At 57.7% G+C, this 12,793-nt stretch carries 12 protein-coding genes; 8 read left to right on the top strand and 4 right to left on the bottom strand.

Features of this window, described 5'->3' with window-relative positions; genetic code table 11:
* Nucleotides 1-23: 23 nt before the first annotated feature.
* Genes flgK through AC5STB_RS06180 form a run of 3 tightly spaced genes read left to right on the top strand, consistent with a single transcriptional unit; the run spans nucleotide 24 to nucleotide 3,586 of the window.
* Nucleotides 24-1,472 (top strand): flagellar hook-associated protein FlgK, encoded by a 1,449-nt coding sequence (flgK, locus tag AC5STB_RS06190; RefSeq protein WP_495442095.1) that lies wholly within the window; start codon nucleotides 24-26, stop codon nucleotides 1,470-1,472.
* A gap of 3 nt (nucleotides 1,473-1,475) precedes the next feature.
* Nucleotides 1,476-2,483: a flagellin gene (locus AC5STB_RS06185; RefSeq protein ID WP_495442094.1), complete on the top strand. Its 1,008-nt coding sequence runs from the start codon at nucleotides 1,476-1,478 to the stop codon at nucleotides 2,481-2,483.
* Nucleotides 2,480-3,586: a flagellar basal body P-ring protein FlgI gene (locus AC5STB_RS06180; RefSeq protein WP_495442093.1), complete on the top strand. Its 1,107-nt coding sequence runs from the start codon at nucleotides 2,480-2,482 to the stop codon at nucleotides 3,584-3,586. Before AC5STB_RS06185 ends, AC5STB_RS06180 begins: the two co-directional genes overlap by 4 nt.
* Before the next feature lie 413 nt (nucleotides 3,587-3,999).
* On the opposite strand, the gene fliP is transcribed toward AC5STB_RS06180, so the two are convergent.
* Genes fliP through fliF form a run of 4 tightly spaced genes read right to left on the bottom strand, consistent with a single transcriptional unit; the run spans nucleotide 4,000 to nucleotide 7,298 of the window.
* Entirely contained in the window at nucleotides 4,000-4,743 is a 744-nt protein-coding gene (gene fliP / locus AC5STB_RS06175; RefSeq protein WP_495442092.1) for a flagellar type III secretion system pore protein FliP, read from the bottom strand.
* Complete coding sequence (locus tag AC5STB_RS06170; RefSeq protein ID WP_495442091.1) at nucleotides 4,740-5,036, bottom strand: FliM/FliN family flagellar motor switch protein; 297 nt, start codon at nucleotides 5,034-5,036, stop codon at nucleotides 4,740-4,742. The genes fliP and AC5STB_RS06170 overlap by 4 nt, the downstream gene beginning before the upstream one ends.
* A complete protein-coding gene (locus AC5STB_RS06165; protein WP_495442090.1) occupies nucleotides 5,029-5,628 on the bottom strand; it encodes a FliH/SctL family protein in 600 nt (199 codons plus the stop codon). Before AC5STB_RS06165 ends, AC5STB_RS06170 begins: the two co-directional genes overlap by 8 nt.
* On the bottom strand, nucleotides 5,628-7,298 hold the full coding sequence (gene fliF / locus AC5STB_RS06160; RefSeq protein ID WP_495442089.1) for a flagellar basal-body MS-ring/collar protein FliF: 1,671 nt from the start codon (nucleotides 7,296-7,298) through the stop codon (nucleotides 5,628-5,630). The genes AC5STB_RS06165 and fliF overlap by 1 nt, the downstream gene beginning before the upstream one ends.
* Nucleotides 7,299-7,417: 119 nt before the next feature.
* Here fliF and AC5STB_RS06155 point away from each other — a divergent pair, with 119 nt between their 5' ends.
* The 5 genes from AC5STB_RS06155 (at nucleotide 7,418) to AC5STB_RS06135 (ending at nucleotide 12,419) form a co-directional block, all read left to right on the top strand.
* Nucleotides 7,418-7,942 (top strand): flagellar basal body-associated FliL family protein, encoded by a 525-nt coding sequence (locus AC5STB_RS06155; protein WP_495442088.1) that lies wholly within the window; start codon nucleotides 7,418-7,420, stop codon nucleotides 7,940-7,942.
* Between the two features lie 9 nt (nucleotides 7,943-7,951).
* Entirely contained in the window at nucleotides 7,952-8,398 is a 447-nt protein-coding gene (locus tag AC5STB_RS06150) for a hypothetical protein (protein ID WP_495442087.1), read from the top strand.
* Nucleotides 8,398-9,012 carry a MotE family protein gene (locus tag AC5STB_RS06145; protein ID WP_495442086.1) on the top strand — a complete coding sequence of 205 codons (615 nt, stop codon included), beginning with the start codon at nucleotides 8,398-8,400 and terminating at the stop codon, nucleotides 9,010-9,012. Before AC5STB_RS06150 ends, AC5STB_RS06145 begins: the two co-directional genes overlap by 1 nt.
* 78 nt (nucleotides 9,013-9,090) lie before the next feature.
* Nucleotides 9,091-9,960 (top strand): flagellar motor stator protein MotA, encoded by an 870-nt coding sequence (gene motA, locus AC5STB_RS06140; RefSeq protein WP_222477046.1) that lies wholly within the window; start codon nucleotides 9,091-9,093, stop codon nucleotides 9,958-9,960.
* Nucleotides 9,957-12,419 carry a hypothetical protein gene (locus AC5STB_RS06135; RefSeq protein WP_495442085.1) on the top strand — a complete coding sequence of 821 codons (2,463 nt, stop codon included), beginning with the start codon at nucleotides 9,957-9,959 and terminating at the stop codon, nucleotides 12,417-12,419. Before motA ends, AC5STB_RS06135 begins: the two co-directional genes overlap by 4 nt.
* The last annotated feature ends 374 nt before the right edge of the window (nucleotides 12,420-12,793 follow it).

Genomic DNA, 12,793 nt, shown 5'->3' with positions numbered 1-12,793 from the left:
GGCATCATGAAAGCAGGCTGAACATGTCTATTTACTCCGCCCTAAACAGTGCGATGAGCGGCCTGTCTGCGGCCAGCCGATCCTCGCAAATTGTCTCTGAGAACCTGGCCAATGCCCTTACACCTGGGTACACGCGCCGGGTTCTTGACCTGAACAGCCCGGGCGCAGGTGTTCCCGGCGTCCAGGTCGGGCATGTTCAGCGGCTGAACGACCCGGTGGTGATTTCCAACCGCAGGGTCGCCGAGGCGGACTATGGCGCCGCCAGGGTTCAGGCCGACTTTTTCGACCGGATGTCCGACCTGGTCGGCACCGTGGATGATGAGACGTCCCTGGCCTCCCAGCTGTCGGAATTTGAATCTTCATTGATCGAAGTCGTGTCGCGCCCTGATTCCCAGCCGCGGCTTAATGACTTGTCTGTAAAAGCAGACACACTTGCGGAATCGATCTCCCGCACGGCCGAAGGGCTGCGCGACCTGAGAATCAACGCAGACAGCGCAATCAGCAGCCAGGTTGATACGGTGAACCAGGCGTTGAAGGAGATTGAGAAGCTGAACGCACGCATCATGGTCGTGGAAGCAGGCGGAATGGATGCCGCCTCAATGCACGATCAGCGGGGTCAGTTGATTGATCAGGTAAACGAAATCATTCCCGTCAACGTCGTCCGGCGTGATAACGGTCAAGTGACACTTTATGCGACGGGCGGTGTGATGCTGCTGGATGGCAAGGCTTCCGAACTGAGCTTCTCGCCGTCGCGGGATATCATGCCGCATATGACACTCGGCAACGGAATGATATCCGGGCTGGAAGTCAACGGCAGGGTGATCGACACTGGTCCGGATGGCCCGTTACGCGGGGGTACGCTGACCGCACAGTTTGAGATCCGGGACGTAACCGCGGTAGAGGCCCAGGAGGATCTGGACGCGATGGCCCGGGACCTGATTGAGCGGTTCCAGGATCCGGCACTGGATGGCACGATAGGGGTCACCGATGCTGGTATTTTTACCGACGAAGGCGGTTTCTTTGATGTTGCAAACACCGTCGGGATTTCCAACCGGATTGAATTGAATGATGTGGTGTCTCTGACCGGCAGCGCAGAAACGTGGCGATTCAGGGACGGGCTTTATGCCGCGGCTCCAGGTGACCCCGGCGATTCCAGCCTGCTGCAGGCCTATTCAGACGCGCTGAATACCACCCGCACCGTGTCGTCGGTCGGCTTGGGCACATCTGATTTGACCGCAAACACCCTGAGCGCAAACCTTTTGTCCCGGTTCGCACAGGACAACGAAACCGCATCCCGCGCATCGACCTTCGCCGCCACCAGCTTCAACGAGCTGAGCCAGGCGGAACTGGCGATGGGTGTCGACACCGACGCCGAGCTGCAGAACCTGATTCTGGTAGAAAAATACTACTCTGCCAACGCCAAGGTGATCAGTGTTGTTGATGAGCTTATGGAAACGCTATTGAGGATCTGACGCATGATTATTAACTCTTATGGCGATATGGCGCAGCACCTCTTTCTCCGCAGCCGCAATGCGGATCTTAAAGAGAACGTCACTACGCTTTCGGAAGAATTTGCCACTGGCAAAACCTCTAACCTCACTGAGCGGCTGGGTGGTGATTTCACTTACCTGGCAGACCTCGAAAGCACTCTGAACCGTCTTGACAGCTACATGGTCACAAATGGTGAAGTACAGCTGTTTGCAACCACGGTCCAGGGCAGCCTTGATAAGGTTCAAAGCCAGGTGCAGGCAATGCGGAATGATATCCTGAGGCTGTCGCCGGCAATGGACGTGTTCAACGCCGAGCAATTCGGCGGCCAAGCCAAGCAAAAAATGGCGAGCGCCATCAATTTGATGAACACGTCTGTTGGCGGGCGGACAATTTTCGCCGGTACTGCCACGGACACAAAGCCGCTCAACGACTCAAGTACCCTGATGAACGCTGTTCTGACTGAAGTGTCGGGACTGACGGCCAGCGATGACATTATTCAGGCGGTGAAGGACTGGTTTGACGACCCGGTAGGCTTTGATGCGGTCATGTACCAAGGTTCCGCCACTGCGCTGCAGCCAGTGACCGTGGGAGAGGGGGAGCAAGTGTCGGTGGGCCTGCAAGCAAATGACCCTAATCTCAAACATGCACTGCAAAGCTATGTCATCACGGCATTGGCTGACGAACCCGGTTTGGGATTGAGCGATGATGTAAAAATTGATCTGGTTATCGAGGCGAGCAATGAGCTGACCGAAAGCGAAGACCGGCTGATCAAGGTTCAGGCTGATGTCGGATTTGTCGAGGGGCGGCTGGATGCGATCAACACGCGCAACGAAGCTTCCAAAACCAGCCTGAGCATCGTCAAGAATAACCTCGTCTCTGCGGACCCGTATGAAACCTACACACGTCTGGAGGAAGCTCAAACGCAGCTTGAGGGGCTTTACACAGTCACCGCGCGCAGTTCACAGCTTTCCTTGCTGAATTACATCTCATGATTGGAATTCTTCGTCTCTTCATCGCTTGTCTGTTCCTGCTGCCTGCACTGGCGCAGGCAAATACAATCCGCCTCAAAGATCTTGTGGAATTCGACGGTGTGCGCGGCAACGACCTGGTTGGTTACGGCCTGGTCGTAGGCCTGGACGGCACTGGCGACGGATTACGGAACTCGCCGTTTACCGAGGAAATCATGTCGAACATCCTGGAGCGGCTTGGGGTCAACGTGACTGGCGAGCAGTTCCGGCCGAAGAACGTGGCTGCAGTCTTTGTGACCGCAACGCTGCCGCCGTTTGCAAGGGTTGGCAGCACTATTGATGTGACTGTGTCGGCCATCGGAGATTCCAAGAGCCTGATGGGCGGTACCCTCATCATGACCCCGCTCAACGCGGCTGACGGACAGATTTACGCGGTTGCTCAGGGCACGATCCTGGCTGGCGGCGCTGTGGCTGAGGGAAATGCTGCTGTTGTGACACAAGGGGTGCCCACTGCCGGAGTGATCCCGTCCGGTGGCCGCGTTGAGCGTGAAATTGATTTTGATCTGGCTTCGCTCAACTCCATGCGGCTGGCACTGCGGGAGCCGGATTTCACCACCGCTGGACGGATTGAACGGGCCATTAACGCCGAATTCGGCAGCAATGTCGCCCTGATGCGGGATTCCGGAACGGTGGAGGTTGATATCCGCCGGACCAAAACACGTTCAACGGCTCATGCCGTGGGCCGGATCGAGAACATTCTGGTTGAGCCTCAGCGTAAGGCGCGCGTGGTGGTCGATCAGCGTTCAGGCACAATTGTGATGGGCAGCGACGTGCGGATTTCACGCGTGGCCGTGGCCCAGGGCAATCTAACTTTGCGGATCGAAGAAACACCGCTTGTTGTGCAGCCTAATCCCTTTTCAGATGGTGAATCGGTTGTCGTTCCGCGCACCGGTGCTGCTATCGAGGAAGAGGAAGGCATACAGCTGGCGGAGGTTCCGGAGACGACATCGTTATCCGAAGTTGTGGCAGGTCTAAACGCCCTCGGCGTGTCGCCGCGGGACATGATTGACATCCTCAAGAGCCTTAAGGCGGCGGGTGCCCTGCACGCAGAGTTCGTGGTCCGCTGATTTAACCCGCAGATCTAAGGAATGCCCCGGCCTTGCATGCATTGGCTGGGGCATTGCGTGTGACAGCATAATGCTCTGCAATGGCTGAACTGAAAGCTAAGTTATATGCTAGAGCACTTGAGTTGTTTGCGGACCATGGCGTTGCGCTGACTGTTTGCTGGGGCATTATGCCGGCGGTGTGGCGGGCGGTCTTGGTCAATTCCGCTTCTAGGCACCACGGCAAGGTGTAACCAGTCAGTTCCGAAGTAAACCGGTAACGGAGCATAAGGTATGCGGCTGATGCCCCAGTCTGAAAGTACGACACAGCATGCCGACTTCAAGCTATCGTTCGGGAACAGTTTTCAGGAGTCCGCAGAGCGTGAAGAAGCCGGGCACTGCGAGGCACCCGGTATTTTCAATTCGTGAAGCCAGCCTCAGGGGTAGTAACTGCGAACCAAAGCCGTGGCGATTAAGCTCCAGCCGTCTGCAACGACAAAGAACGCCAGTTTGAAAGGCAATGACACGATTGCGGGGGGCACCATCATCATCCCCATCGACATGAGGATCGCAGCCACAACCAGGTCGATCACCAGAAATGGCAGAAAAACGAGGAAGCCGATCTGGAACGCGCGGGCGATTTCTGACAGCAGAAAGCTGGGAATCAGTGCTGACAGCGGTGCTTCAGGAACCGGGTCCAGGCCCTGAGTTTCCGGTCTGAGGTCAGCAATTGCATAAAATGTATCCGGATCCAGCCGGTTGGCCATGAAGGCACGAAACGGGTCTAGACTGCGAATTATGGCCTCGCCCGGTTCCATCTGCTCTTCCAGCAGTGGGCTTATCCCGGTTGTCCAGGCTTCTGTGAAAACCGGCTCCATCACGAAATACGTCAAAAATAGCGCCAGGCTGATCATTAGCATGTTTGGTGGTGCCTGCTGCAGGCCGATGCCCTGACGCAGGATCGACAGAACCGTCACAAGAAACGGAAAACAGGTGATCATGATCAGCAGGCCGGGAGCTAGGCTGAGCACGGTAATCAGCAGGATTATCTGGATAGAGCGGGCCGAAATCGACTGCCCGTCTGCCAGCGAAAGACTCAATTCTTGAGCCAGGGCAGTGTGCGGCAAGGCCAGCAGAAGCACTGAGACCAGAGCCGCCCGCACAATAGTAGTATGTGTCATCCCAACCCGCTTTGCAGATCGGCAATTTCCGTCAGGCGCACTGCAAGCTGACCAGCCTGGTCGCCTTCCAGTTCTTCGAGCTGGCCACGCGCAACCAGCCGGTCGCCGACATAAAGATCCACAGGGTCCTCGACCCGCTTGTCCAAAGTCAGGACAGCGTTCTCCCCGAGGTTGACGAGGTCGCGGATCAGCGGCCGGGCTTTGCCGACTGAGACTGTCACTTCGACGGGAACCGAAACGAAGGGATTGCCTGCATCGGCGGATTTCAGGTTCAGATCGGCGGCATCATCCATTCTGGCTGTCCTCATTCACGTGGTAGGTAAAGGCTTCAATCGAGTCCTGAATCGATTCAAGCAGTGTGTCGCAATTGATCTCGCATTCGGAACTGCCAACGCTCAGGTAGGCTTGTCCTGAAGTCAGCACATCGTCTTCCCGCACCGTTACTGGAACGGAGAAACTTTCCGGCAGGAGGCTGCGAACTGCTGCGGCCTCGCCAGGGGAAACCACGATCTGCATCGGTTGGTTGGTTTGGCCTTTGGCCATCTCCGCCAGTTGATCGACAATGTGGTGACCGAATGATGCAGCCATCGCATCCGGCAGTACGGCACTGGTCAGGACCTTGAACATCGGGTCCAGCGAATCGAGCAGCTGGCTCTGTGCTTCGTGGAAAGTAAAACTGAGGTCTTCGAGTGAACTGGTAAGCTCTGCGGAAACCCGGGTGTTTTCTTGATCCTTGGCAGCAACCGCGTCGTCCCAGCCGGCGCTGTAACCGTTTTCAAAGGAAGCAAGGCGCTGTTCTTCCAGAAGCTCCTCGGATACCGCAGGCGGGGCGGGTTCCACCAAGGTTTTCAGACCGAAGTCTTCAAGTAGATGTGCAATTGTCATCAGGCCTGCTCCTTATTCTCTTCAAGCCAGCCGCGCAGGATTTGAACGGTTTCTTCCTGGCGCTCGCCAATGAGGCTGCGCAGACGGTCAACAGGATCATCCATCCCACCGCCCAGGGCGGGCAAGCCGGCTGCGCCCATCATGTCGCCGGTCCCCATTGCCGGCAGGCCGCCCAACGGTTCAAACTGACCCGTTTCATTGTTTTGGATCTCACCATCCAGCGCCATACCCGCACCGAGGTCAGGTGCTGTCATGAAGCCGTCGCCGCCCATGCCCGGCAGGCTAGGCAGCCCGTTTTGATCCGGGGCAGGCAAAGCCGCCGCCGGAGCAGCTTGGTTCGACAAAATCGGCCGGACCACAAAAAGTCCCAGGATCAGGCTGACAACGGCGAGCGCCGCGATCTGAACCAGCGACATGGCGTCGAAGTTCAAGTTGTCCATGAACGAAGCGGTGGCCACCGATCCCTGCGGCTCAACCGCGGGCAGTTCCATTGACTTGAGGGTAATGACATCCCCGCGGTCCGCGTCATAGCCGACCGCAGCGGAAATCAGTTCCCGCATGGCAGCCAGTTCCTCTTCCGGCCGCGGCTGGAAAACGGCTTCGCCTGCGTCAGTGGTCACTTCGGTGCCGTTTATCAGGACCGCTACGGTCAGACGTTTGATGGCACCAGGACCGCGCAGGATTTCCTTTTCGGTTTCCGAGATCTCATAGTTGATGCGCTCCCGCGTCGCGCTGGTATTGGCCTTGCTGCCCTGGCCGGAAGCGGCGTCGCCATCAGGAATATTTGAGGCAACGGTCACTTCGCCGGACTGGTTGGTTGAGGAATCGGCGCGCTCTTCCACATCAGTGCTAACGGCGACACGGCTTTTGGGATCCACCCGTTTTTCGCGGATCGATTCGGTGTCGGTGACGGTTTCAACGCTCACTTCGACAACTGCATTGCCTTGGCCGACTCGGGCTTCGACTAAGCGCAGTACGCGCTCGCGAAGCGTCTGAGACCGGTCGTCTGTCCCGGCCCCGGCTGCCGCAGCGGCGTCCGTGGAGCCGATCAAGGCGCCATTTGCGTCGATCACGGCCACGTTGTCCACCGCCAGGCCGGTCACCGCGGATGAAACAAGAAAGCGGATGGCGTTGGCTTGCGGTGGTGTGATGGGTGACCCCATCGGGACAATGGAAACAGATGCTGTTGGTTCAACCGACCGCTGAAAGGGATTAGAGCCGGTATTGGCTATATGCACCCGTGCCTGGCTTACATGCGGGCTGGCAACAATAGTGCGGGCCAGTTCGCCTTCTTTTGCACGCCAATAGGCCGCGTCGAACATCTGCGAAGTTGTTCCGAAACCGCTGAGCGCGTCGAGCAGCTCATAACCTTTACCGCCATTCGCAGGCAGGCCTTCGCTGGCCAAGGTCATACGCAATTCGTCCCGCTGCGTGGACGGCACGTAGATTGAGCCGCCGCGCACTTCAAATTGAGTGCCGCGCTGTTCCAGCGCACGCACCACATCTCCGGCCGAACCGCTTTCCAGCCCGGCATAAAGCAGTGTCATTGTTGGCTTGCTTGCCACGTGGGACATTGCGATCACGCTGAGAAACATGATCACCGTGGCTCCCACGGCAATCAGGCGCTTCCGCATGTCCATTTCTGCCCAGACATTCTTGATCTGCTGCACATTAACCTCCGTCGCACCGGCGTTCTATCCGGTCTGCAACCGTTTTGACGGAACGGCCTTAACATTCGGTTAGTTCCTGGCGGGTTATGAAGAAGCTGCACGACGTTTTAGGGATAGCCATGACAGACGCTGCAGTAGATATCGAAGCACAAGCCCCGGCCAAGAAAAGCAAACTGCCCCTGATTATCGGGGCCGTGCTGGCACTGGCGGGCGCGGGCGGCGGATTCTTTGCCGTTCAGTCAGGCCTTCTTCCCTTTGGTCAAAAAGCAGCGCCAGAAACGGTGCCTGCGGCCGAAGTGGCGCCAGAAGGCGTGGACAGTGGTGAGACGGCGGAGGATATCGCCAATCTTGCCTTTATCGAAATGGACCCGATTGTGATTACCCTGCGCAAAGCCGGGGGGGTGAAGCACTTACGGTTCCGCGCGCAACTTGAGGTCGGCCTGGCGCATCAGGCCGAGGTTGAGAAAGTTCTTCCGCGGGTTGTCGATGTCCTGAACAGCTACCTGAGAGCATTGGAGCTTGAGGATCTTTCCGATCCGATGGCGTTGCCGAAACTGAGAGCGCAGATGCTGCGGCGGATCAACATAGCCACCGGCCAGGGCCGGGTTCGTGATCTGCTGATTATGGATTTCGTACTGAACTAGGAGGACAGGATGGACCTTATTGCTGATATCCTGCTTGCAGCCGGAGCTTTGGGCGCCGGGTTTTACTGTCTGGTGCTGTCGCGCCGGTTGAAGCGGTTCAATGACCTGGAGAAAGGTGTGGGCGGTGCGGTTGCCGTCTTATCTGCGCAGGTGGATGATCTGAACAAGTCGCTGCAATCTGCGCAGCAGATTTCTGACGGATCAAGCAAAGCTTTGCAGCAACTGACCGGGCGCGCCGAATCGGTGGCTCAGCGTCTGGAGCTGATGATGGCCTCCATGCATGATCTTCCGGAGGCCGGCACCGCGGCAACACCTGCTCCGGCGGCTTCGGAAGATGAGGCAATGGCGGCCGCTTATGAGACGGGTTCGCAGCCTGCTGACGAGCCGCATGAAGAGCCTAAATCTTCCGGTCTAATGTTCGTTCGCCACAACCGCAGTCAGAATCGGGTGGCGTAATGGCTAAGGCGGCGAAAAAATCCAGGCGCTTCCGGCGCAGTGGGACCCTGACGATGCTTGCAGTTTTGCTGATGGGATCCGCAATCGTGCGGCTTGGGCTTGAGGCAGGGCCGGCAATAGCCCGCGAGGTCGCCAGTCTGAAAGAGACAGGTGATGAAACGCCTCCACACAACGGCGAGCCGCAGCGGGACGCCATGCCATCGTCTGCTGAGCTGCAAACAATGCTGGCTGCATTTCAGCAGCGGGAACAGGAACTGGCTGCCCGCGAAGCCGAAATCCAGGACCGCATGAAGGCGCTGGAAATTGCAGATGAGGCAATTGACAAGAAGCTGGCCGCGCTGGAACAGGCAGAGAAAGACCTAAGCGCGACGCTGGCCCTGGCAGATGGTGCGACAGAGGCGGATGTGACCCGGCTGACAACGGTCTATGAGCAGATGAAGCCAAAAGACGCATCGGCGTTGTTTGAGGAAATGGACCCGGCTTTTGCTGCAGGTTTCCTGGCACGGATGCAGCCTGAGGCCGCTGCGGGAATCATGGCAGGGCTCAGCCCAGAAGCCGCCTATACCATCAGCGTGGTTCTGGCCGGGCGCAACGGATCCGTGCCCAAAGAGTAACTTGGGCACGGCGGCTTAGTCATTCTTTAGGAAGACTCGCCTAGTCTTATAAAAACCAACGGAATTCGGAGTGGACCTATGATCGGGATTGTAGGCATTGTGGTGATCTTTGCCATGGTGTTCGGCGGATACCTTCTGGCCGGCGGCAAGATGGCGATCATCCTCAAGTCGCTGCCGTTTGAGATGATGATGATTGGCGGCGCAGCAGTCGGCGCCTTTTTGATTGCCAACGACATGGGCGGCGTAAAGCACACGCTCAAAGATATCGGAAAGGTGTTCAAGGGCCCAAAGTGGAAACCTGATGACTACCGCGACCTTTTGTGTCTGCTGTTTGCTCTGATTCGCATTGCGAGGGCCAACCCTGTTGAGGTGGAACAGCATATCGAAGACCCGGAAAACTCCTCGGTATTCAATAAGTATCCCAAGATCCTGGCTGACAAGGAGGCGGTGAACCTGATCTGCGACACCATGCGCTCGGCGTCCATGAATTATGATGATCCCCACCAGGTCGAAGAAGTTCTCGAAAAACGGATGGAAGCCAACCTGCATCACGCGTTGCATTCCAGCCATGCACTGCAGACGATGGCAGATGGCCTGCCTGCGCTGGGGATCGTTGCTGCGGTTCTGGGTGTGATCAAAACGATGGGGTCAATTGATCAACCGCCCGAGGTGCTTGGTAAACTGATTGGCGGCGCGCTGGTGGGTACTTTTCTTGGTGTGTTCCTGTCTTACGGCTTGGTGGCGCCCTTTGCTGGCAAAGTAAAGGCTGTGGTCGAAGAAGATGCGCATTTCTACCAGCTGATTCGCGAGGTTCTGGTGGCCAACCTGCACAACCACGCGGCAGCCATCTGCATCGAGGTTGGTCGCCAAAACACCCCCTCTCACTTCCGGCCCGGCTTCTCGGAACTTGAAGAAGCCCTCAAATCGGTCAAACAGGACGCGGCATGATTTGGCGAGCTTTTGCCACTGCGGCCGTGCTTCTGACGGCAGGCGCTGCTCAGGCGCAGACGATTGTGACCCGCTCCGGCGAGCACAAGGGCTTCACACGCCTGGTGATGCGGCTGCCGCAGGGCGCAGACTGGTCACTGACACAAAGCGGTATGACGGCAACGGTGAATATCGGTGCGCCAGAGGCGGTTTTTGACACTTCGCGCGTCTTCAATCTGATTCCCCGGACACGGCTTCAATCATTGGCGCAAAACGGCCCTGGCCAGCCTCTGCGGCTGCAGTTGGGATGCGATTGCGCCGTCACTTCTTATGTGCAGAAAGACGGTTACCTGGTGGTTGATATCCGTGACGGCGGCAAACCGGTGGCAAACCGGCAACGGACATTTGCAGGAAGCGTTCTGCCGCTGACAACTCCGGTGCCGCAAACCGGATACCGGTTCAATTTTCCGCAAGCGGCTGCCGCAGATGCAAGGCTGGCGCTTGAGCTGGCGGCCGCATTAGACGGGCGATCAGGGCGGCCCAAATCTGTTCAGCCGCAGATAGGTAGAGAACCCGCAGAAAGGGACTACCAAGCGAATGTTGCAGGAGAAACAGCGCCAGAGTCTGATGGTCGAGACCTTGAGACCGACGGCAGCCAGGCTGCACTGCAAACGGATCTCCAGCCTGAGAAACCAGTCCTAGGCATTCCCGATGCTGATTTTCTTCTTGATATGGAAGAAACCGAACGCGCCACTACGGTCAGCGAATCCGAGCAGCGGCTGTTGCAGCAGATTGGAAGGGCAGCGGGCCAAGGTCTTCTGAATATTACCGAAGAAGGGCTTGCGGGTGCCGAAAGGTCAGCTGGACTTGCTCTGCTTGGCAGAGCAGACAGGCCGCTGGATCCGCTTGCGCATATATCCGTTACGTCCGCGATCGATCGCGAAACCGGGCTGATTGCGGCCGCATCCGGCAGCGACGGCGAAGCATCCCACTGTCTTCCAGATAGCGGTGTTGCGATTCAGTCCTGGGGCAATGACAGCACGTTTGCGGATCAGCTGGCGCCTCTGCGCAGTGCCTTGGTGCATGAATTCGATGAGGTAAATCCGGCCAGTGTCTATGCTCTTTCCCGGCTGTACCTGTATTTCAGCTTTGGGGCGGAAGCGCGTTCAATCCTGACGATTTTGCCGCCTGAACAGCGGGATGAGCCGAATGTTGCCTTGCTGGATGCTATGGCATTGCTCCTGGATGGTGCTGCATTGCCGGTCAAACATGTTTTTTCGGGACAGCAAGGCTGTGAAGGCGATAGCGCATTGTGGGGTGCGCTGGCCGATGGTGAGATCAAGAGAAGCGCCAACACTGACGCCATCCAGCAAGCCTTTTCAAAACTGCCGCCGCATCTACGGGTGCATTTGGGGCCAAAGGTCAGCACCATGTTTGCAGACGCCGGTGAACACCATATTGCCCAAGCCGTGCTGCGCTCGGTGGACCGGACCGGGGTGGAAGACGTTCCGGAGATCAACCTTGCTGAAGCGGCAATCGCCGAATTGGAAGGCGACACCGAAAAGGTGGCAGAAGAACTGACTAGTGAAGTCGCTGAAAGGACAGGAAATGCGCCCGCTGCGCTGATTGCTCTGGTGGGGCTCAGCGTCAAGGAGCGAAAGGCGCTTTCGCCTGATGTGCCCGACCTGATTGCTTCATACGAATTGGAGAACCGCGATACCGAGCTTGGCGCAGAACTTCGCCGCGCCAATGTTGCTTCGCTGGCACTAAAGGGTGATTTTCATGGCGCCTTCCGGGAACTACAAAGCGTCACCGAAAGGGACGGGCCCAAAGCGCGGGCAGCGGCCCTGGAACCCCTGATGCTGCTGCTGGTTGAGCGCGCGGATGACGTGACTTTCCTGCAGTACGCATTGGTGTTTTCGAACCAGGCGACCCCGGCTGAGGCGGCACCTGTGGCTGCGCAAGTGGCACGCAGGCTGCTGAACTTGGGCTTTGCAAGGCAGGCGCAGGACTTGCTTACCAAACTTGCACTTGAGCCGGAAAACGACACACGCCGCCTGCTGATGGCAGAGGCAGCCTTGGACCAGGACAAGCCGCACCGGGCGCTGGTTGAGCTTATGGGGCTGGAAGGCTCAGGCGCTAACCTTATGCGTGCTCAAGCGTTGTGGCGCAACGGCGAGTTCGGCCGTGCTGGTGAATATCTGCTGGCCGAAGATGACGCTGATGCGGCTGCCCGGGGCTTTTGGCATTCCGAGAACTTGGGTGCGATTGAGGCCATCGGAGCTGATTCTGGTGCGCCGTTCGGCACAGTTGCTTCTGTCACAACCCAAATCGGTGAAACCGCAAAAGACCCTGAAGGACTGACGCCACTGGCTCACGCCCGGGCATTGGTCGAAAGCAGTGCAGGAACGCGTGGCGGCATTGCCCAACTGCTCAATCAGGTTGGCACAGGACTGGGGAACTCCGAGGCAAACCAGTGATCTGAGCAGCTTTCACGGCTTGCCGGCCGCCTTGTGCCAAGATGAGCGCGGTTTCTGGTGATAACACTTTGTCAACCGGCTGCCGGTAACGTGAGATCGGGTGAATCCTGATTTGGAACGGGCAGAATGCCGGAAAACTACTCGAACAAGTGCCCGCAAGGGCTGATTCTGCGCGCGGCAAGCGCAGAACACAGATCGGCAGTTCAGCCGAAATCTAGACCCTTGGAAATTTCGGTCCACTGCCAGACGGTTGCAGCGGGTGTTGTTGATGCAGATCCGTTGCAGATGGCATTCAGGCCGCCACGGGAAGGACCTGTGGCGACGCCGACCGTACGTCTTCTGATCAAGTGGCGTCCCAGGCTGCTTCCATCTGG

This window comes from Leisingera sp. CC-HEC093 (genome assembly GCF_059429195.1).
The sequence above is the reverse complement of the archived record's forward strand: the minus strand, read 5'-3'. Positions and strand labels throughout refer to the sequence as shown.

What these genes read in the sequence shown, in the direction of transcription:
- fliP (WP_495442092.1), bottom strand. Translation starts at nt 4,743, where the DNA reads ATGACACATACTACTATTGTGCGGGCGGCTCTGGTCTCAGTGCTTCTG.
- AC5STB_RS06155 (WP_495442088.1), top strand. Translation starts at nt 7,418, where the DNA reads ATGACAGACGCTGCAGTAGATATCGAAGCACAAGCCCCGGCCAAGAAA.
- AC5STB_RS06145 (WP_495442086.1), top strand. Translation starts at nt 8,398, where the DNA reads ATGGCTAAGGCGGCGAAAAAATCCAGGCGCTTCCGGCGCAGTGGGACC.
- motA (WP_222477046.1), top strand. Translation starts at nt 9,091, where the DNA reads ATGATCGGGATTGTAGGCATTGTGGTGATCTTTGCCATGGTGTTCGGC.
- AC5STB_RS06135 (WP_495442085.1), top strand. Translation starts at nt 9,957, where the DNA reads ATGATTTGGCGAGCTTTTGCCACTGCGGCCGTGCTTCTGACGGCAGGC.
- AC5STB_RS06165 (WP_495442090.1), bottom strand. Translation starts at nt 5,628, where the DNA reads ATGACAATTGCACATCTACTTGAAGACTTCGGTCTGAAAACCTTGGTG.
- flgK (WP_495442095.1), top strand. Translation starts at nt 24, where the DNA reads ATGTCTATTTACTCCGCCCTAAACAGTGCGATGAGCGGCCTGTCTGCG.
- AC5STB_RS06180 (WP_495442093.1), top strand. Translation starts at nt 2,480, where the DNA reads ATGATTGGAATTCTTCGTCTCTTCATCGCTTGTCTGTTCCTGCTGCCT.
- AC5STB_RS06170 (WP_495442091.1), bottom strand. Translation starts at nt 5,036, where the DNA reads ATGGATGATGCCGCCGATCTGAACCTGAAATCCGCCGATGCAGGCAAT.
- AC5STB_RS06150 (WP_495442087.1), top strand. Translation starts at nt 7,952, where the DNA reads ATGGACCTTATTGCTGATATCCTGCTTGCAGCCGGAGCTTTGGGCGCC.
- AC5STB_RS06185 (WP_495442094.1), top strand. Translation starts at nt 1,476, where the DNA reads ATGATTATTAACTCTTATGGCGATATGGCGCAGCACCTCTTTCTCCGC.